General features: G+C 69.8%; 16 protein-coding genes. 11 read left to right on the forward strand and 5 right to left on the reverse strand.

What is annotated here, in order from left to right; all coding sequences use genetic code 11:
- Positions 1 to 26 precede the first annotated feature (26 nt).
- From OHU34_RS31885 to OHU34_RS31920, 8 genes are all read left to right on the forward strand, one after another.
- Entirely contained in the window at positions 27 to 2,981 is a 2,955-nt protein-coding gene (locus OHU34_RS31885) for a M14 family zinc carboxypeptidase (RefSeq protein WP_405769573.1), read from the forward strand.
- Between the two features lie 229 nt (positions 2,982 to 3,210).
- Complete coding sequence (gene gap / locus OHU34_RS31890; protein WP_020131904.1) at positions 3,211 to 4,221, forward strand: type I glyceraldehyde-3-phosphate dehydrogenase; 1,011 nt, start codon at positions 3,211 to 3,213, stop codon at positions 4,219 to 4,221.
- A gap of 155 nt (positions 4,222 to 4,376) precedes the next feature.
- Positions 4,377 to 5,588, forward strand: a complete 1,212-nt coding sequence (locus OHU34_RS31895; protein WP_142269758.1) for a phosphoglycerate kinase — start codon at positions 4,377 to 4,379, stop codon at positions 5,586 to 5,588.
- Positions 5,589 to 5,594: 6 nt separating this feature from the next.
- Positions 5,595 to 6,371 (forward strand): triose-phosphate isomerase, encoded by a 777-nt coding sequence (tpiA, locus tag OHU34_RS31900; protein WP_142269757.1) that lies wholly within the window; start codon positions 5,595 to 5,597, stop codon positions 6,369 to 6,371.
- A 127-nt stretch (positions 6,372 to 6,498) separates the two neighbouring features.
- Complete coding sequence (gene secG / locus OHU34_RS31905; RefSeq protein WP_020131907.1) at positions 6,499 to 6,729, forward strand: preprotein translocase subunit SecG; 231 nt, start codon at positions 6,499 to 6,501, stop codon at positions 6,727 to 6,729.
- A gap of 211 nt (positions 6,730 to 6,940) precedes the next feature.
- Positions 6,941 to 7,276: an RNA polymerase-binding protein RbpA gene (locus tag OHU34_RS31910; RefSeq protein WP_078077905.1), complete on the forward strand. Its 336-nt coding sequence runs from the start codon at positions 6,941 to 6,943 to the stop codon at positions 7,274 to 7,276.
- 414 nt (positions 7,277 to 7,690) lie between these two features.
- Positions 7,691 to 9,343 (forward strand): glucose-6-phosphate isomerase, encoded by a 1,653-nt coding sequence (gene pgi, locus OHU34_RS31915; protein WP_405769577.1) that lies wholly within the window; start codon positions 7,691 to 7,693, stop codon positions 9,341 to 9,343.
- Positions 9,344 to 9,445: 102 nt separating this feature from the next.
- Positions 9,446 to 10,426, forward strand: a complete 981-nt coding sequence (locus OHU34_RS31920) for a hypothetical protein (RefSeq protein WP_405769580.1) — start codon at positions 9,446 to 9,448, stop codon at positions 10,424 to 10,426.
- Positions 10,427 to 10,456: 30 nt separating this feature from the next.
- Here OHU34_RS31920 and pgl read toward each other — a convergent pair whose 3' ends face one another.
- From pgl to tkt, 5 genes are read right to left on the reverse strand one after another with little or no spacing between them, the layout of a single operon-like run.
- Positions 10,457 to 11,239, reverse strand: coding sequence for a 6-phosphogluconolactonase (pgl, locus tag OHU34_RS31925; RefSeq protein WP_020131911.1), 783 nt, complete (start codon positions 11,237 to 11,239; stop codon positions 10,457 to 10,459).
- Positions 11,236 to 12,369, reverse strand: a complete 1,134-nt coding sequence (opcA, locus tag OHU34_RS31930; RefSeq protein ID WP_142269754.1) for a glucose-6-phosphate dehydrogenase assembly protein OpcA — start codon at positions 12,367 to 12,369, stop codon at positions 11,236 to 11,238. The genes pgl and opcA overlap by 4 nt, the downstream gene beginning before the upstream one ends.
- Positions 12,366 to 13,889, reverse strand: a complete 1,524-nt coding sequence (gene zwf, locus OHU34_RS31935) for a glucose-6-phosphate dehydrogenase (protein WP_142269753.1) — start codon at positions 13,887 to 13,889, stop codon at positions 12,366 to 12,368. Before zwf ends, opcA begins: the two co-directional genes overlap by 4 nt.
- A gap of 3 nt (positions 13,890 to 13,892) precedes the next feature.
- Entirely contained in the window at positions 13,893 to 15,011 is a 1,119-nt protein-coding gene (gene tal, locus OHU34_RS31940; RefSeq protein WP_142269752.1) for a transaldolase, read from the reverse strand.
- A 33-nt stretch (positions 15,012 to 15,044) separates the two neighbouring features.
- On the reverse strand, positions 15,045 to 17,132 hold the full coding sequence (gene tkt / locus OHU34_RS31945; protein ID WP_405769584.1) for a transketolase: 2,088 nt from the start codon (positions 17,130 to 17,132) through the stop codon (positions 15,045 to 15,047).
- 355 nt (positions 17,133 to 17,487) lie between these two features.
- Between tkt and OHU34_RS31950 the strand changes: the two genes are divergently transcribed.
- The 3 genes from OHU34_RS31950 (at position 17,488) to OHU34_RS31960 (ending at position 20,077) form a co-directional block, all read left to right on the forward strand.
- The gene (locus tag OHU34_RS31950) at positions 17,488 to 18,441 is read left to right on the forward strand and encodes a heme o synthase (protein WP_200840063.1); all 954 of its coding nucleotides are present in this window, start codon (positions 17,488 to 17,490) and stop codon (positions 18,439 to 18,441) included.
- A gap of 98 nt (positions 18,442 to 18,539) precedes the next feature.
- On the forward strand, positions 18,540 to 18,896 hold the full coding sequence (locus OHU34_RS31955) for a hypothetical protein (protein ID WP_054239137.1): 357 nt from the start codon (positions 18,540 to 18,542) through the stop codon (positions 18,894 to 18,896).
- A gap of 74 nt (positions 18,897 to 18,970) precedes the next feature.
- A complete protein-coding gene (locus tag OHU34_RS31960) occupies positions 18,971 to 20,077 on the forward strand; it encodes an amidohydrolase family protein (RefSeq protein WP_142269749.1) in 1,107 nt (368 codons plus the stop codon).
- Positions 20,078 to 20,086 lie beyond the last annotated feature (9 nt).

Here is a 20,086-nt window from a genome sequence, read left to right on the forward strand (position 1 = left end):
GGGGCGAACTCAGGCTAGGGGGGTTCATGAGACGAAGAGCGAGATCGATCCTCGCTGTCGGCGCGCTGTTGCTCGGCGGAGCGGCACTCGCACCCATCGCCCAGGCACAGCCCGGCACCACACCGAAACCCGACGCGGACGAGGTCAAGGTCTTCCGCGCCGAGGTCACCAAGCAGCAGGTACCCCTGCTGCTGGCGGCCGGCCAGGACGGTCACGAACTCAGCGAGCAGGCGCCCGAGAAGGGCAGCGCGACGGTCGAGGTCTACCTCACCGACAAGCAGGCGAGGAAGCTCGAGAAGCAGGGCGTCGCCCTCACCGAGCACACACTTTCGGCCAAGGCGGAGAACCGCGTCGAGGCCGCCGCCGACGGCGTGTTCCGACCGTACAGCGGCAGCGGCGGGCTCCAGGAGGAGATCCTGCGCACCGCCCGGGAGAACCCGGGCCTCACCAAGGTCGTCTCCATCGGCAAGACGGTCGAAGGCCAGGACATCCTCGCGCTCAAGCTGACCAGGAACGCGAAGAAGTCCAAGGACGGTTCCAAGCCCTCGGTCCTCTACATGTCCAACCAGCACGCGCGGGAGTGGATCACGCCGGAGATGACCCGGCGCCTGATGCACTACTACCTGGACAGCTACAAGACCGACCGGCGCGTCAAGAAGATCGTCGACTCCAGCGAGCTGTGGTTCGTCCTGTCGGCCAACCCCGACGGCTACGACTACACCTTCGAGAACACCGACAACCGCCTCTGGCGCAAGAACCTGCGGGACGTCAACGGCGACGGCGCGATCTCCACCGGCGACGGCGTCGACCTCAACCGCAACTTCCCCTACAAGTGGGGCTACGACGACGAGGGTTCGTCCCCCAACCCCACCAGCCAGACCTACCGCGGCGCGAGCCCCGGCTCCGAACCCGAGACCAAGGCGCTCGACGCCTTCGAGAAGCGGATCGGGTTCACGTACGGCATCAACTACCACTCCGCCGCCGAACTGCTGCTCTACGGCGTCGGCTGGCAGGTCGCGACCGACACCCCGGACGACGTCGTCTACAAGGCGCTCGCCGGCACCCCCGACAACTCCGCGGTCCCGGGTTACCACCCGCAGGTCTCCTCGGAGCTGTACACGACCAACGGCGAGGCCGACGGGCACGCGGCGAACGTCAACGGCACGGCGATGTTCACCCCTGAGATGTCCACCTGCCAGACCGCGTCCGGCATCGATCCGGACGACCAGTGGAACGCCTCCGACTGTCAGTCGGTCTTCAACTTCCCGGACGACGAGAAGCTGATCCAGGACGAGTTCGCCAAGAACGTCCCGTTCGCGCTCTCCGTCGCCGAGTCCGCGGCGCAACCCGACCAGCCGAAGTCCTCGGTCGGTCTGTCCGCCGCCGATTTCACCCCGGCGCCGTTCACCACCTCGTACTCGCGCGGCGCCGACCAGGAGATCTCCGTCGTCGTACGCAAGGCGATCCGCGACAAGGAGCTCAAGTACCGCGTCAACGGCGGCCGTACCCGGGACCGGGCGCTCAAGGCCTGGAAGGGCGGCGAGACCTTCGGCGGTGACGACAACCTCTACTACGACGAGTACCGGGCCAAGGTGCAGGACGGCGAACCCGGCGACAAGGTCGAGGTCTGGTTCACGGGCGAGACCAAGAACGGCAAGAAGGTCTCCAGCGCGCACTTCACCTACACGATCGCCACGCGGCCCAAGGCCGACACCCTCGTCGTGGCCGAGGAAGGGACGGCCGCCACACAGGCGCAGACCTACGTCGACGCGCTGAAGGCCAACGGCCACAAGGCGATCGTCTGGGACGTCGCCACCCAGGGCGCGCCCGACGCGCTCGGCGTGCTGAGCCACTTCGACACGGTCGTCCACTACACGGCCGCGAGCGTCCCCGGCAATCCGACCCAGCTCGAACTGCGTGCCTTCCTCAACGAGGGCGGCAAGCTGATCGAGGCGGGCGAGCTGGCCGGTGGCAACGTCGACCTCGGTGACGGCACCCCGTCGAACGACTTCAGCCAGTACTACCTGGGCGCCTACTCCCGTACGTCGACCCCCGGCGCCACCGGCTTCACCGGCTCCGGCAAGCTCGCCGGTGCCGGCGGGGCCCTCGGCCCGGCGACCGGCAACCCGCTCGACAGGGCGGGCACCTACGGCGTCACCTCGGACGAGCTGCCGGCCGGCGCGTACCCGCAGTTCGCCAGCGCGGGAGCCGGCCGGTTCGCCGGGACGGTCAACCCGTACGGGCCGTTCACGGGCTCGTACATGGCAGCCGCCGTGCACACCGACGACGGCTACAAGCGCCTCACCCGCACCATCGACCTCACCGGTGTCGGCGCGGCGAGCAAGCCGGCCCTGCGCACCCAGCTGCTGTGGGACACCGAGCCCGGCTACGACAACGCGATCGTCGAGATCCACACGGTCGGCGCCGACGACTGGACGACGCTTCCCGAGGCGGGCGGCGCCACCAGCACCGCCGTCCCCGCGGAGTGCGGCGGCGGCTTCTACATCGGCGAGCACCCGTGGCTGCGGCACTACCTCACCCTCGGCGCGGGTGACTGCACCGCCACCGGCAGCACCGGCTCCTGGAACGCCCTCACCGGTGCCTCCAGCGGCTGGCAGCAGGTGAACTTCGACCTGAGCGCCTACGCGGGCAAGCAGGTCGAGGTCTCGATCGCCTATGTCACCGACCCCGGCAGCGGCGGCCACGGCGTCCTCGCGGACGACACCTCGCTGGTCGTCGGCGGCACCGCCACCGGGACGGAGGGCTTCGAGACCTCGCTCGGCGTCTGGCAGGTCGCGGGTCCGCCCGCGGGCAGCCCGGCCGTCCTGAAGGACTGGGCGCGCACGGGCGCCCTGTTCCAGACCTACGGAGCGGTCACCACCGACGACACCGTGCTGCTGGGTTTCGGCCTGGAGCATGTCACCGCGGCGGCAGACCGTGTCGCGCTCATCAGGAAGGCACTGGCCTCACTTGAGAGCTGAGGAACGGCTGTCAACTCCGTGTGACAGTTCGTAATCACATCGAGCGATCGGGTCTTCCGGTCCGGGCGGTCCGTACCCCTACTGGCGGGTACGGACCGCCCTGCCGTGTATGGGCGAAGTCGATGTCACTCCGGCGGCCTCGGAGAGGTAGGGTCGTGGGTGGTCGGGGACATCCCAAATACAGCTCGCCGGCACCGCATAGCCGGCGTACCAACGAGGAGATCGGTTCGTGACGATCCGCGTAGGCATCAACGGCTTTGGCCGCATCGGTCGTAACTACTTCCGCGCGCTGCTGGAGCAGGGTGCTGACATCGAGATCGTGGCTGTCAACGACCTGGGTGACACCGCGACCACCGCACATCTGCTCAAGTACGACACCATCCTGGGCCGCCTCAAGGCCGAGGTGTCGCACACCGCCGACACGATCACCGTCGACGGTCACACCATCAAGGTGCTGTCCGAGCGCAACCCGGCGGACATCCCGTGGGGCGACCTGGGCGTCGACATCGTGATCGAGTCGACCGGCATCTTCACCAAGAAGGCCGACGCCGAGAAGCACATCGCCGGCGGCGCCAAGAAGGTCCTCATCTCGGCTCCGGCCAAGGACGAGGACATCACCATCGTGATGGGCGTCAACCAGGACAAGTACGACGCGGCCAACCACCACGTCATCTCCAACGCCTCCTGCACCACCAACTGTGTGGCGCCGATGGCCAAGGTCCTCGACGAGAACTTCGGCATCGTCAAGGGTCTGATGACGACGGTCCACGCGTACACCAACGACCAGCGCATCCTGGACTTCCCGCACTCGGACCTGCGTCGCGCCCGCGCCGCCGCCGAGAACATCATCCCGACCACGACGGGTGCCGCCAAGGCCACCGCCCTGGTCCTGCCGCAGCTCAAGGGCAAGCTGGACGGCATCGCCATGCGCGTCCCGGTCCCGACCGGCTCGGCCACCGACCTGGTCGTGACCCTCCAGCGCGAGGTCACCAAGGACGAGGTCAACGCCGCGTTCAAGAAGGCCTCCGACGACGGCGACCTCAAGGGCTACCTGGCATACACCGAGGACCAGATCGTCTCCTCGGACATCGTCGGCGACCCGGCCTCCTGCACCTTCGACTCCTCCCTGACCATGGTCCAGGAGGGCAACTCGGTGAAGATCCTCGGCTGGTACGACAACGAGTGGGGCTACTCCAACCGCCTCGTCGACCTGACGGTCTTCGTCGGCAACCAGCTCTGATCGTCGGATCAGGCAACTCGATGTGAGTGCAGGGCTCGGGCGGCGCAGGGACGCGCCGCCCGAGCCCTGACGCACGTACGGATCAGCCTTCCTCACGGTCCCCGGCGACCACGAGTGATCACGAGTACCACGAGCCCTCCTCAGGAGCCCCCGTAATGAAGACGATCGACGAACTTCTCGCCGAAGGCGTCGCAGGCAAGCGGGTCTTCGTCCGCGCCGACCTCAACGTGCCGCTCGACGGCGGCACCATCACCGACGACGGCCGCATCCGTGCCGTCCTGCCCACCGTCAAGGCCCTCGCGGACGCGGGCGCCAAGGTGGTCGTCGCCTCGCACCTGGGCCGCCCCAAGGGTGCGCCGGACCCGGCCTTCTCCCTCGCCCCCGCCGCCGCCCGGCTGGGCGAACTCCTCGGCACGGCCGTGGCCTTCGCGACCGACACGGTCGGCGAGTCGGCGCGGTCCACCGTCGCGGGCCTCACCGACGGCCAGGTCGCCGTCATCGAGAACCTGCGCTTCAACGCGGGCGAGACCAGCAAGGACGACGCCGAGCGCGGCGCCTTCGCCGACCGGCTCGCCGAACTCGCCGACCTCTACGTCGGCGACGGGTTCGGGGCGGTGCACCGCAAGCACGCCTCCGTCTACGACCTCCCGGCCCGGCTGCCGCACGCGGCCGGCTTCCTGATCGCCACCGAGGTCGGCGTCCTGAAGCAGCTCACCGAGGACGTCAAGCGGCCCTACGTCGTCGCCCTCGGCGGCTCCAAGGTCTCCGACAAGCTCGCCGTCATCGACCAGCTGCTCGGCAAGGCCGACCGCATCCTCATCGGCGGCGGCATGGCCTTCACCTTCCTCAAGGCGAAGGGGTACGAGATCGGTGCCTCCCTCGTCCAGGACGATCAGCTGCCCGTCGTCAACGAGTACGTCGAGCGCGCCGAGAAGAACGGCGTCGAGCTGGTCGTGCCCGTCGACGTCGTGGCCGCGGCCCGGTTCCCGGACCTGAGGACCAAGGCCCCGTCCGACCCCGTCACCGTCGCCGCGGACGCGATCCCCGCCGACCTGATGGGCCTCGACATCGGTCCCGAGACCGGTGTCCTGTACGCCTCGAAGCTCGCCGACGCCGGCACCGTCTTCTGGAACGGCCCCATGGGCGTCTTCGAGCACCCCGACTACGCCGAGGGCACCAAGGCGGTCGCCCAGGCCCTCATCGACTCCCCGGCCTTCACGGTCGTCGGCGGCGGCGACTCCGCCGCGGCCGTCCGCCTCCTGGGGTTCGACGAGAACGCATTCGGCCACATCTCGACCGGCGGTGGCGCCTCCCTCGAATACCTCGAGGGCAAGACGCTCCCCGGCCTCGCCGCACTGGAGGGCTGACCCCGCATGACCACTCGCACGCCGCTGATGGCGGGCAACTGGAAGATGAACCTCAACCACCTCGAGGCCATCGCCCACGTCCAGAAGCTCGCTTTCGCCCTGGCCGACAAGGACTACGAGGCCGTCGAGGTCGCCGTCCTGCCGCCCTTCACCGACCTGCGCTCCGTGCAGACCCTGGTCGACGGCGACAAGCTGAAGATCAAGTACGGCGCCCAGGACATCTCGGCGCATGACTCCGGTGCCTACACCGGCGAGATCTCCGGCTCGATGCTCGCCAAGCTGAAGTGCACGTTCGTGGCGATCGGCCACTCCGAGCGCCGCCAGTACCACAACGAGACCGACGAGCTCGTGAACGCCAAGGTCAAGGCCGCCTACAGGCACGGCCTGACCCCGATCCTGTGTGTCGGCGAGGAGCTGGACGTCCGCGAGGCGGGCAACCACGTCTCCCACACCCTCACCCAGGTCGAGGGCGGTCTGAAGGACCTCCCGGCCGAGCAGGCCGAGACCATCGTGATCGCCTACGAGCCCGTCTGGGCCATCGGCACCGGCAAGGTCTGCGGTGCCGAGGACGCGCAGGAGGTCTGCGCCGCCATCCGTGGCAAGATCGCCGAGCTCTACACCCAGGAGCTGGCCGACAAGGTCCGCATCCAGTACGGCGGCTCCGTGAAGTCCGGCAACGTCGCCGAGATCATGGCGCAGGCCGACATCGACGGCGCGCTGGTCGGCGGTGCCTCGCTGGACACCGACGAGTTCGTCAAGATCGTGCGCTTCCGCGACCAGTGATCCGAGCTGTGTGTATGCGGTAGCGGCGATCCGTCGTACCCTTGCGGGGGCATAGCGGTTGTCGCTATGCCCCCGTCGTTCGTCCGAGTCGTTATCCGAATCCGAGGAAGTTGGTCCAGCCGTGGTTTTGGGGTTCTCGATCGCCCTGATCGTCTTCAGCCTGCTGCTGATGCTGCTGGTGCTGATGCACAAGGGGAAGGGCGGCGGCCTCTCCGACATGTTCGGTGGCGGCATGCAGTCCTCCGTCGGCGGCTCCTCGGTCGCCGAGCGCAACCTCGACCGCATCACCGTCGTGATCGGTCTGCTGTGGTTCGCCTGCATCATCGTTCTCGGCATCGTCATGAAGACGAACAGCTGATCAGCTTCGCACAGTCACGCACATTCCGGTACGTAAGGCCCCATGTTCGGTACGCGCAGCTGAGCGCGGCCTATCATGGGGCTTGCGTCTAGGTGTGGAAGCTGTAACTCCAATCACTGGACGCGCGTTGGGCCTTACGTAGACTGAGGCGCTCGCAGCGAAGCGAAACGCCGACTCGCTTTGCGGCACCATCACGCAGGGAGTTACGACCGTGGCAAGTGGCAACGCGATCCGAGGAAGCCGGGTCGGGGCGGGGCCGATGGGCGAGGCCGAGCGGGGCGAGTCCGCGCCGCGTCTGCGCATCTCCTTCTGGTGCTCCAACGGACACGAAACGGTGCCCAGCTTCGCCAGCGACGCGCAGGTTCCCGACACCTGGGACTGCCCGCGCTGCGGCTTTCCCGCCGGGCAGGACCGGGACAACCCCCCGGACCCGCCGCGAACCGAGCCCTACAAGACGCACCTCGCCTATGTGCGGGAGCGGCGCAGCGACGCGGACGGCGAGGCGATCCTCGCCGAGGCGCTCGCCAAACTGCGGGGCGAGATCTGACGAATCGAGACCGGCCGGGTGCCCGAGGGTGCCTGGCCGGACGTGTTTCACGCGTGCATGTTCACCCGCGGGCCGTCTGACGACAGTGGTTCCCTTCACGCGCCCCTGCGGCGTGCCCTGGTGGACATCGAGGCCCTCGGCGGGGTCCACGCCTGCCTGATGACCGGTCACCCAGCCGGCCGGCGCACTGCCGGCCGGCCTGCTCGTGCGCGCCGATACGGCGACGCGGGCCCCGCTCGTGCCGCGCACTCGCCGTCGCCGCGTTGATACCCGTGGGCCGGGCGGACGTACCTGTTGTTGTCCCGTACGACCGTGGCCCGTCCGCTCACCCGACGCGCTGATCAACTAGGTTGGAACCGGCGGGGCAAGGCGTGCGCAGCACGGACAGATGAGGAAAGAGGGCTGAAGTCCGACATGAACGCAGACGGCCGTACGAGGCTCAACCAGACGCCCGAGTGGACCGCTCTGGCCAAACACCGCGAGGAACTCGACGAGGTGCGGCTGCGGGAGCTGTTCGCCGCCGACCCCGAGCGCGGCGCGGGATACACGCTACGGGTCGGTGACCTGCACATCGACTACTCCAAGCACCTCGTCACCGACGAGACGCTGCGGCTCCTGCGTGAACTGGCCGTCGCCACCGACGTCTTCGGCCTGAGGGACGCCCTGTTCCGCGGCGAGAAGATCAACACCACCGAGGACCGTGCCGTCCTGCACACCGCCCTGCGCGCCCCGCGCGACGCGGTGATCGAGGTCGACGGGGAGAACGTCGTCCCGGCGGTGCACGCCGTGCTCGACAAGATGGCCGGCTTCGCCGACCGCGTCCGCTCCGGCGCCTGGACCGGCCACACCGGCCGGCGCATCCGCAACGTGGTGAACATCGGCATCGGCGGCTCCGACCTGGGCCCGGCGATGGCCTACGAGATGCTGCGCGGCTACACCGACCGTGATCTCACCGTCCGTTTCGTGTCCAACGTGGACGGCGCCGACCTGCACGAGGCCACCCGCGACCTGGACCCGGCTGAGACGCTGTTCATCATCGCGTCGAAGACCTTCACCACGATCGAGACGATCACCAACGCGACCTCGGCCCGCAGTTGGCTGCTCAAGGGACTGGACGGCGACGACCGGGCCGTCGCCCGGCACTTCGTCGCGCTGTCGACGAACGCCGAAAAGGTCGCGGACTTCGGCATCGACACGGCCAACATGTTCGAGTTCTGGGACTGGGTCGGCGGTCGCTACTCCTTCGACTCGGCGATCGGCCTGTCCCTGATGATCGCCATCGGCCTGGACCGCTTCCGCGAGATGCTCGACGGCTTCCACCTCGTCGACGAGCACTTCAGGACCGCGCCCGCCGAGTCCAACGTGCCGCTGCTGCTGGGCCTGTTGGGCATCTGGTACGGCAACTTCCACGACGCGCAGTCGCATGCCGTGCTGCCCTACAGTCACTATCTGTCCAAGTTCGCCGCCTACCTCCAGCAGCTGGACATGGAGTCCAACGGAAAGTCCACAGACCGGGACGGCCGGCCGGTCGACTGGCAGACCGGCCCCGTCGTCTGGGGCACGCCGGGCACCAACGGACAGCACGCCTACTACCAGCTCATCCACCAGGGCACCAAGCTCATCCCCGCCGACTTCATCGGCTTCGCCGAGCCGGCCGCCGAGCTGAGCGACGAACTCAAGGCGCAGCACGACCTGCTGATGGCCAACTTCTTCGCCCAGACCCAGGCGCTGGCCTTCGGCAAGACGCCGGAGGAGGTGCGCGCCGAGGGCGTCCCGGAGGAGCTGGTGGCCCACAAGACGTTCAAGGGCGACCACCCCACGACCACGATCCTCGCCCGTGAGCTGACCCCCTCGGTCCTCGGCCAGCTCGTCGCGCTCTACGAGCACAAGGTGTTCGTGCAGGGCGCGGTGTGGAACATCGACTCCTTCGACCAGTGGGGCGTGGAGCTCGGCAAGGTGCTCGCCAAGCGCGTCGAGCCCGCCCTCACCGAGGGCGCCGAGGTCCCCGGCCTGGACGCGTCCACCAAGGCCCTGGTCGCCAAGTACCGGGAGCTGCGCGGCCGGTAGCGGTCACCGGACGGGGGAAACGGGAAGCGGGCGGCGGTCGGTCGTCCGCTTCCCGTAGACTCCCGGGCGATCATGAGTGGCGATCTCTCGGGGGAGAGCAACGTGACCGGTGCACGCAGGAGTTGGACCGACGGCTCGCTGTCCGGCCGCTCGTTCCTGAAGCCCCACAAGGCGGCGTGGGCGGTGTTCCACCCGGCGTGGATACCCCAGGCGCTCGATCCGACGGTGGAACGGCTCAAGCGCGGCAGGGTCATCGCCGGGGCGGTGGCGGCCGTCGGCGTCTACACCTTCGTCGAGGGCGGCTTCGCCTTCGAGGAGATGTTGGAGAACACGGCGATCGCCTCCGCCGTGCTGTTCTTCCTCACCCCGGTGACGGTCGGCGTGATGCTCTTCGTCTGGCGCCGCACCGGCACCGTCGGACAGCTGAAGAGACCGCTCCTCGACTCGCTCAAGCTGCTGCTGCTCTTCATCGGCTGTGTCATGACGACCGTGGGGATCTTCCGGTCGAGCGAGATGTTCGGGCTGGTGCCGAGGATGCTGCTCACCCTCCTGGGCCTCTGGATGGCCTTCTTCGTGATGGCCGGCGCCGTCCGGCTCTCCGGGAACTTCTTCGGTTCCGCCGCCGTGCACCGCTGTCTGCCGCCGCTGCTCGCCACGGTGACGACCTGGCTGATGGCCGTCCCCGATCTGATCACCGGTGACCTGCACGGCCTCAGCCTCACCATGGGCATCGTCTTCATCCTGGGCGCACCGGTGACGGTCACCGGGCTCGCGCTGCTGGAGATGCGCCGCCTCAAGCGGCGGTACGGCATCCGGCTGGCGGCCCACCCGGCCACCCTGCCGCCGACACCCGCCGGGGCGCCGCCCCAGGCCCCGCCGCAGGGAAACCCGTACGGACACCCGCAGGGAAACCCGTACGGACACCCGCAGGGAAACCCGTACGGGCAGCCGCAGGGAAACCCGTACGGGCAGCCGTACGCACCGCACCCGGGGCAGCCGTACCAGCCGTACCAGCCGTATCCCCAGGGCAACCCGCACGGGTCCTATCGGGCCCACAACGGGCAGAACCCGTACGGCGGTTGACCGTACGGGTTCTGTGCAGCGGTGACCGTGTCAGGCGGACGCCGGAGGGTACAGCGACCTCGGGAGCCGGGACGCCGCCGCCGTGTCCAGCAGCCACAGGGTGCGGGAGCGGCCCCGGGCGCCCGCCGCGGGGGCCTGGATCTCGCCCGCGCCGGACAGGGCGATCGCCGCGGCCTGCGCCTTGTCCTCGCCGGCCGCGAGCAGCCACACCTCACGGGCCGCCCGGATCGCCGGGAGGGTGAGGGTGACCCGGGTCGGCGGGGGCTTGGGCGCGCCGCGCACACCCACCACCGTGCGCTCGGTCTCCCGCACGGCCGGCAGCTCCGGGAAGAGCGAGGCCACATGGGTGTCCGGGCCGACGCCCAGCATCAGGACGTCGAAGGCGGGCACGTTGCCATGGTTCTCGGGGCCGGCCGCGCGGGCCAGCTCCTCCGCGTAGGCGGCCGCGGCCGCTTCCACGTCGGCGCCGTACGGACCGTCGGACGCGGGCATGGCGTGCACGCGCTTCGGGTCCACCGGGACGGAGTCCAGCAGGGCCTCACGGGCCTGCGTGACATTGCGCTCCGGGTCGCCCTCGGGCACGAAGCGCTCGTCGCCCCACCACAGGTCCAGCCGGGCCCAGTCGACGGCGTCGCGGGCGGGCGCGGCGGCCAGCGCGGCCAGCAGGCCGTTGCCGTTGCGGCCGCCCGTGAGGACCACGGACGCCTGGCCCCGGGAGGCCTGGGCGTCCACGATCTTCGTGATGAGACGGGCCGCCGCGGCCTGCGCCATCAGTTCCTTGTCGTGGTGCACGACCAGCTGGGGAGTGCTCACTGCGGATCCGCTTTCCTGACCGGGGGCATCTGCGCCGGAGTCGGCCGCTCGGCGTCGCCGTGGCCCGCCGGGGCGGCGGACGGCGGAGTCGACGCGGTGTCACGGCCCGCGGCCGCCGGGTCCGACACCGCGCGGACCGGGAGGGACGGTGTGGGCTGGCCTGCGGCCTCGGCCCGCTCCGCCTCCCGCTCCGCGGCCGACTGGATCCCGCCCAGCCGGTCCACGCCGAACCGCAGGGCGGAGGCGTACGTGTCGTCGGGGTCGAGCCTGCGCAGCTCCTCCGCGAGCAACTCGGACGTCTCGCGGCGCTTGAGCGCCACCGCGCGGTCCGGCTGGCCCGGCAGCGCCAGCGTGGCCATCGCGCCGTCCGACCGGTGCAGTGTGATCGGACCGCCGGTCGTCTCCATCCGGACCTGGGTCAGACCCGGACCGGCCGAGATCGCGCGGCGGACGTGCACATGGAGCCGGTCGGCGAGCCACATGGCGAGCAGCTCGACGCTCGGGTTGGCCTCCTCGCCCGCCACTTCGGCGGAGACGATCTCACAGCTGACCTGGTCGAGGGCGGCGGCCAGCATCGAGCGCCACGGGGTGATCCTGGCCCACGCCAGATCGGTGTCGCCCGGCTCGTAGCTCTCGGCACGGGCCCGCAGCTCGTTGATGGGCTTCTCGGCCGCGTAGCTGTCGGTGACCCGGCGCTGGCCCAGGGCGCCCAGCGGGTCGCCCGCCGGGTCGCGCGGGGCGTCCACCGACCACCAGACCACCACCGGCGCGTCCGGCAGCAGCAGCGGCAGGACGACGGACTGGGCGTGGTCGGAGACCTCGCCGTACAGGCGGAGGATCACCGTCTCGCCGCTGCCCGCGTCCGCTCCCAGCCGCACCTCGGCGTCGAGGCGGGACTGGGTGCGGCCCCGGGGGGACCGCGAGACGCGCTTGATGACCACGAGCGTGCGCGAGGGGTGCTCGTGCGACGCGTCGTTGGCGGCCTTCAGGGCGTCGTAGGCGTTCTCCTCGTCCGTGACGACGACGAGGGTGAGCACCATGCCGACGGCGGGGGTGCCTATCGCGCGCCTGCCCTGCACCAACGCCTTGTTGATCTTGCTGGCAGTGGTGTCCGTGAGGTCTGTCTTCATGGCCGGCGCCAGCTCCGTCCGTCTCGCTCGAGCATCTCGTCGGCCTCGACGGGCCCCCACGTGCCCGCCGGGTACTGCGCGGGCTTGCCGTGCTTGTCCCAGAAGTGCTCGATCGGGTCGAGGATCTTCCAGGACAGCTCCACCTCTTCCGTGCGGGGGAAGAGGTTCGAGTCGCCCAGCAGCACGTCGAGGATGAGGCGCTCGTACGCCTCGGGCGAGGACTCCGTGAAGGACTCGCCGTAGGCGAAGTCCATCGAAACGTCCCGGATCTCCATCGAGGTGCCGGGCACCTTCGAGCCGAAGCGGACCGTGATGCCCTCGTCGGGCTGGACGCGGATGACGATCGCGTTCGCGCCGAGCTCCTCCGTGGCCGTGGAGTCGAAGGGGGAGTGCGGGGCCCGCTGGAAGACGACCGCGATCTCGGTGACCCGGCGGCCGAGGCGCTTGCCGGTGCGCAGATAGAAGGGGACGCCCGCCCAGCGGCGGTTGTCGACCTCCAGCTTGACGGCCGCGTAGGTGTCGGTCTTCGACTTGGGGTCGATGCCGTCCTCTTCGAGGTAGCCGACGGCCTTCTCGCCGCCCTGCCACCCGGCCGTGTACTGGGCGCGCACGGTGGCGCGGCCCAGGTCCTTCGGCAGTCGCACGGCGCCGAGCACCTTGGTCTTCTCGGCGGCCAGCGCGTCCGCGTCGAAGGAGGACGGCTCCTCCATGGCCGTGAGGGCCATCAGCTGGAGCAGGTGGTTCTGGATGACGTCACGGGCGGCGCCGATGCCGTCGTAGTAGCCGGCCCGGCCGCCGATGCCGATGTCCTCGGCCATCGTGATCTGGACGTGGTCCACGAAGGACCGGTTCCAGATCGGCTCGAACATGGTGTTGGCGAAGCGCAGCGCCAGGATGTTCTGGACGGTCTCCTTGCCCAGGTAGTGGTCGATGCGGAAGACCTGGTCCGAGCCGAAGACCTCGTGGACGACCTTGTTGAGCTCCTCGGCCGAGGCGAGGTCGTGACCGAAGGGCTTCTCGATGACCGCGCGCCGCCAGGAGCCGCTCGTCTGGTCGGCCAGCCCGTGCTTCTTCAACTGCTGGATGACGACCGGGAAGGACCGCGGCGGCACGGACAGGTAGAAGGCGAAGTTGCCGCCCGTGCCCTGCGCCTTGTCGAGTTCCTCGATCGTGCCGCGCAGCCGCTCGAAGGCGTCGTCGTCGTCGAAGGTGCCCTGCACGAAGCGCATGCCCTGGACGAGCTGCTGCCAGACCTCCTCGCGGAAGGGCGTACGGGCGTGCTCCTTGACGGCGTCGTGGACCTCCTGCGCGAAGTCCTCGTGCTCCCACTCGCGGCGGGCGAAGCCGACCAGCGAGAAGCCCGGCGGCAGCAGACCCCGGTTGGCGAGGTCGTACACGGCGGGCATGAGCTTCTTCCGGGACAAATCGCCCGTGACGCCGAAGATGACCAGGCCCGACGGCCCCGCGATACGCGGGAGCCGTCGGTCGGCGGGGTCACGCAGCGGATTGCTGCTCGACAGAGTTCAGCCCTCCGAGGGGGCGAGGCGCTGGAGCTCCGCCTCGGTCGACTTGAGCAGGTCGTTCCAGGACGCCTCGAACTTGTCCACGCCCTCGTCCTCGAGGAGCTGGACCACCTCGTCGTAGGAGATGCCGAGCTTCTCGAGGGCGTCGATCTCGGCGCGGGCCTGCTCGTAGGTGCCGGCGACGGTGTTGCCGGTGATCGCGCCGTGGTCCTCGGCGGCGAACAGGGTCGCCTCCGGCATGGTGTTCACCGTGTTCGGCGCCACCAGGTCGTCCACGTACAGGGTGTCCTTGTAGGCGGGGTCCTTCACACCGGTGGAGGCCCACAGCGGACGCTGCTTGTTGGCGCCCGCCTTCTCCAGCGCGGCCCAGCGCTCGCCGGCGAAGACCTCCTCGTACGCCTGGTAGGCGAGCCGGGCGTTGGCGAGGCCCGCCTTGCCGCGGGCGGCCTTGGCCTCGTCGGTGCCGAGCGCGTCGAGCCGCTTGTCGATCTCGGTGTCCACGCGGGACACGAAGAAGGACGCCACGGAGTGGATCTTCGACAGGTCCAGGCCGCGCTCCTTGGCCTGCTCCAGGCCGGCCAGGTAGGCGTCCATGACCTGGCGGTAGCGCTCCAGCGAGAAGATCAGCGTGACGTTGACGCTGATGCCGAGGCCGATGACCTCGGTGATCGCCGGCAGGCCGCCCATCGTGGCCGGGATCTTGATGAGCGTGTTGGGGCGGTCGACCAGCCAGGCGAGCTGCTTGGCCTCGGCGACCGTCGGCTTGGTGTGGTGCGCCAGGCGCGGGTCGACCTCGATCGACACCCGGCCGTCCTGGCCGCCGGTGGCGTCGAAGACCGGGCGCAGGATGTCGGCGGCGTCGCGGACGTCCGCCGTCGTGATCATGCGGATGGCCTCTTCGACGGTGACCTTGCGGGCGGCGAGGTCGGAGAGCTGCTGCTCGTAACCGTCGCCGCTGCTGATCGCCTTCTGGAAGATCGACGGGTTGGTGGTGACGCCCACGACGTGCTGCTGGTCGATCAGTTCGGCCAGGTTGCCGGACGTGATCCGCTTGCGCGACAGGTCGTCCAGCCAGATCGCGACGCCTTCTTCGGAGAGGCGCTTGAGTGCGTCTGTCATGGAATTACATCTCCTACGTGTCGTATGTGAGCGTCAGCGCTGGGCGGCGGCGAGGGATTCCCGGGCCTTGGCGGCCACGTTCTCGGCAGTGAAGCCGTACTCCTGGAAGAGGACCTTGCCATCGGCGGAAGCACCGAAGTGCTCCAGGGAAACGATGCGGCCGGCGTCCCCGACGTACTTGTGCCAGGTGAGACCGATACCCGCCTCGACCGAGACGCGGGCCTTGACGGACGGGGGCAGAACGCTGTCCCGGTACCCCTGGTCCTGCTCCTCGAACCACTCGACGGACGGCATCGAGACCACGCGGGTGGGCACACCCTCGGCTTCCAGCCGCTCGCGTGCCTCGACGGCGACGTGCACCTCGGAGCCGGTCGCGATGAGGAGCACCTCCGGCGTCCCGGTGGAGGCCTCGAACAGGACATACCCGCCCTTGGCCGCGTTCTCGTCGGGCTCGTAGGTCGGCACGCCCTGTCGGGTGAGGACCAGACCGTGCGGGGCGCCCTTGCCGAACACCTTCGTCCAGCGCTTGAGGATCTCGCGCCAGGCGATCGCCGTCTCGTTGGCGTCGGCCGGGCGGACGACGTTCAGGCCCGGGATGGCGCGCAGCGAGGCCAGGTGCTCGACCGGCTGGTGGGTGGGGCCGTCCTCGCCGAGGCCGATGGAGTCGTGCGTCCACACGTACGTCACCGGCACGTGCATCAGGGCGGACAGCCGCACGGCGTTGCGCATGTAGTCGGAGAACACGAGGAACGTGCCGCCGTAGATACGGGTGTTGCCGTGCAGCGCGATGCCGTTCATCTCCGCGGCCATCGAGTGCTCGCGGATGCCGAAGTGGACGGTGCGGCCGTACGGGTCCGCCTCCGGCAGCGGGTTGTCCGCCGGGAGGAACGACGACGTCTTGTCGATCGTCGTGTTGTTGGAACCCGCGAGGTCGGCGGAGCCGCCCCACAGCTCGGGGATGACCGCGCCGAGCGCCTGGAGCACCTTGCCGGACGCGGCGCGGGTGGCGACGCCCTTGCCGGACTCGAAGACCGGGAGCTTCTCCTCCCAGCCGGTGGGCAGCTCGCCCGCGGCGACGCGCTCGAACTCGGCGGCGCGGTCGGGGTTGTTGTCCCGCCACTGCTGGAAGGACTTCTCCCACACGGCGCGGGCCGCCTGGCCGCGCTCGAGGGCGCCCCGGGTGTGGGCGATGACCTCGTCCGCGACCTCGAAGGACTTCTCCGGGTCGAAGCCGAGGACGCGCTTGGTGGCCGCGACCTCGTCGTCGCCGAGCGCCGAGCCGTGGGCGGCCTCGGTGTTCTGCGCGTTCGGCGCGGGCCAGGCGATGATCGAGCGCATCGCGATGAAGGACGGCTTGTCCGTCACCTGCTTCGCGGCCTCGATCGCGTCGTAGAGGGCGTGCGGGTCCAGGTCGCCGTCCGGCTTGGGGGCGACGCGCTGCACGTGCCAGCCGTACGCCTCGTAGCGCAGAACCGTGTCTTCGGAGACGGCCGTCTCCGTGTCGCCCTCGATCGAGATGTGGTTGTCGTCCCACAACAGGACCAGGTTGCCGAGCTTCTGGTGCCCGGCCATGGAGGACGCCTCGGCGGAGATGCCCTCCTGGAGGCAGCCGTCACCGGCGATCGCGTAGACGAAGTGGTCGAACGGCGACTCGCCGGCCGGGGTCTCCGGGTCGAACAGACCGCGCTCGTAGCGGGCGGCCATCGCCATGCCCACGGCGTTCGCCACGCCCTGGCCCAGCGGGCCGGTCGTCGTCTCGACGCCCGTGGTGTGGCCGTACTCCGGGTGACCCGGGGTCTTCGAACCCCAGGTACGGAACGCCTTCAGGTCGTCCAGCTCCAGGCCGAAGCCGGCCAGGTACAGCTGGGTGTAGAGCGTCAGGGACGAGTGGCCCGCGGACAGCACGAAGCGGTCGCGGCCGACCCAGTCGGCGTCCGCCGGGTCGTGCCGCATCACCTTCTGGAAGAGGGTGTACGCGGCAGGCGCCAGGCTCATCGCCGTACCGGGATGGCCGTTGCCGACCTTCTGTACGGCGTCGGCGGCCAGGACGCGGGCGGTGTCCACGGCCCGCTGGTCCAACTCGGTCCACTCGAGGTCTGTGGTGGTCGGCTTGGTGCTCACCCTGGGTCAGGGCTCCTCTCCACATGTCACGCATGTCGAATGCCGGTGCACGCGGCGCCCACCGGCCGTTGTCGAGCCTACCCCCGTGAGAACGTGCATTTTTTCGAGTCATTCCAGACTGCCGGGAGACTTGGTGATCCGCCTGCCGACCGGTGTGTTCCCTGTTCGGCAAGTGAATACGGAGCCGCTCGTACGAGTGCTCAACAGAGTGCCCTCCGGCTCTTCCGCAGGTGCCGTCCAACACGACCCCACCCCCGCGAATGTCGGGGTCTGGGCAACGTCTACAGTGGCGTGGTACGCGCGAGCCTTTACCCCGCATTCACACGGGGAGGCTTGCTGGGAGTCTCTGTCAGGGGTGTGCGTGACGGCCGTTGAATCCCGTCCAGCGGGGCTTATCGGGACGAGCCAGAGCCCGAGCCGGCGGCCGTTCGGGGCCCGGGTCAAGGCGTTCGTGGCGCTGACCAAGCCGCGGATCATCGAGCTGCTGCTGATCACCACCGTTCCGGTGATGTTCCTGGCGCAGCAGGGCGTTCCGGACCTCGGTCTGGTGGTCCTGACCTGCCTCGGTGGTTACCTGTCCGCGGGCGGCGCCAACGCGCTGAACATGTACATCGACCGCGACATCGACGCGCTGATGGACCGGACCTCGCAGCGCCCGCTGGTCACCGGAATGGTCAGCCCGCGTGAATGCCTCGCCTTCGGCATCACCCTCGCGGTGGTCTCCACACTCCTGTTCGGGCTGACCGTCAACTGGCTGTCGGCCTGGCTCGCCCTCGGCGCACTCCTCTTCTACGTCGTCGTCTACACGATGATCCTCAAGCGCCGTACCTCGCAGAACATCGTGTGGGGCGGCATCGCCGGCTGCATGCCTGTGCTGATCGGCTGGTCGGCCGTGACGAACTCGGTTTCCTGGGCGCCGGTCGTGCTCTTCCTCGTCATGTTCTTCTGGACGCCGCCGCACTACTGGCCGCTGTCCATGAAGGTCAGGGACGACTACGCGCGCGTGGGCGTGCCGATGCTGCCGGTCGTCGCCTCCAACAAGACCGTCGCCAGGCAGATCGTCCTCTACAGCTGGGTGATGGTCGCCGTCTCGCTGCTGCTGACCCCGCTGGGCTACACCGGGTGGTTCTACACCTCGGTCGCGCTGGTGGCCGGCGGCTGGTGGCTGTGGGAGGCGCACGCGCTCCAGAACCGCGCGAAGGCGGAGGCGACGGGCGGGAAGCTGAAGGAGATGCGGCTGTTCCACTGGTCCATCACCTATGTGTCGCTGCTGTTCGTGGCGGTCGCGGTGGACCCCTTCCTGCGCTGACACCTCCGAGTCCGCATCGCCGAACGGCCGGGGTGCGTGGTCAACACCACGCACCCCGGCCGTCGCCGCTCGATCTACCCGTCGGTAGCATCCTGGCCATGGCAGACACCAAGCAGGTTGACGAGACCGCCGACGCCAAGCAGGCCGCGAAGGCCGAGCGCAAGGCGGCCCGGCTCGCCAAGCAGATCAGTTCCTTCGCCAAGCAGCACGGCGGGGCCGAGGGCCAGATCGCGTACATCGGCGAGCGCGGCGCCCGTATCGTCCTGGTCGGCGACGACGGCGGCTGGGGCGACCTGGTGGCCCCCTCGGTCGCCGTCGCCGAGCTGGCCGTCGGAAAGGCCGGCATCACCGTGCACGAGACCTTCGACGGCGAGTTCGCGGCGAAGGTGAAGACGGGGCCGTACGAGTGGACGCGGATGGCCGGGATCCAGGTCGGCGGACCGAAGAACGGCTGAGCAGCAACAACCTGACACCCCGGTCACCCGTTAGGACCCGTAGGAACTACGTGGGCCGTCCCCCGGGAGTCCGGATGATCGAAACGCCGTCCTTGGTGGACCAGTACTGCCACGGCGTCCTGAGAACGGAGCTGGGTCTCGGTACCTTCGAGGCCCAGTTGGCCCGCACCGAGGGTCCGCCGGCCCCGGGCACGACGCTGTTCGACACCCAGACGGGGTTCGCGGTACGCCGCTGGTGCCCCCCGCTCCTCGGTCTGGAACCGCACGCGCCCCCCGCCCGTTATCTCGCCCGGCGTCGTGAACTCGGCGTACTGGAAGCGGGCCGCCGGCTGCTGCGCGGCAGCGGCATCACGACGTACCTGGTCGACACGGGCCTGCCCGGAGACCTCACCGGACCGGGCGAGCTCGCCTCGGCCGGTGCCGCCGAGGCGCGCGAGATCGTGCGCCTGGAACCTCTCGCCGAACAGGTCGCCGACACCTCCGGCACCGTCGAGTCCTTCCTCGCCAACCTCGCCGAGTCGGTGCACGGGGCCGCCGCGAACGCCGTGGCCTTCACGTCCGTCGCGGGGGTCCGGCACGGCCTCGCCCTGGCGCCCGAGCCGCCCGGGCCCGGCGAGGTGCGGGGCGCGGCGGGCCGCTGGCTGGCGGGCCGCAGGGTCGGCGGTGAGCTGAGCGACCCGGTGCTGCTGCGTCATCTGCTGTGGATCGCCGTCGCCTCGGGGCTGCCCCTCCAACTGCACGCGGGACTCGGCGAGCCGGGGGCGCGCGTCGACCGCACGGATCCGGTCCTGCTGACGGACTTCGTACGGGCCACGGCCGGCCTCGGCACCGACCTCGTCCTGCTGCACGGCTACCCCTACCACCGGCACGCCGCCCACCTCGCCGGCGTCTTCCCGCACGTGTACGCCGACTCCGGCGCAGCGCTCGTACGCACCGGCGCGCGCGCCGCGACGATCCTCGCGGAGATCCTCGAGCTGGCCCCCTTCGGCAAGATCCTCTTCTCCAGCGGGGCCGGGGGGCTGCCCGAGCTGCACGTGGTCGGGGCGCGGCTGTTCCGCGAGGCACTGGCGCGGGTGCTCGGCAGCTGGGTCGCGGAGGGCGCCTGGTCGCAGGCGGACGCGCAACGGGTGGCGGGACTGATCGCGGCGGGCAACGCGCGCCGGGTGTACGGGCTCGGCTGAGGTGGACAG

Origin of the sequence: Streptomyces sp. NBC_00080, assembly GCF_045041255.1 — a bacterium.
Classification (GTDB): domain Bacteria; phylum Actinomycetota; class Actinomycetes; order Streptomycetales; family Streptomycetaceae; genus Streptomyces; species Streptomyces coriariae.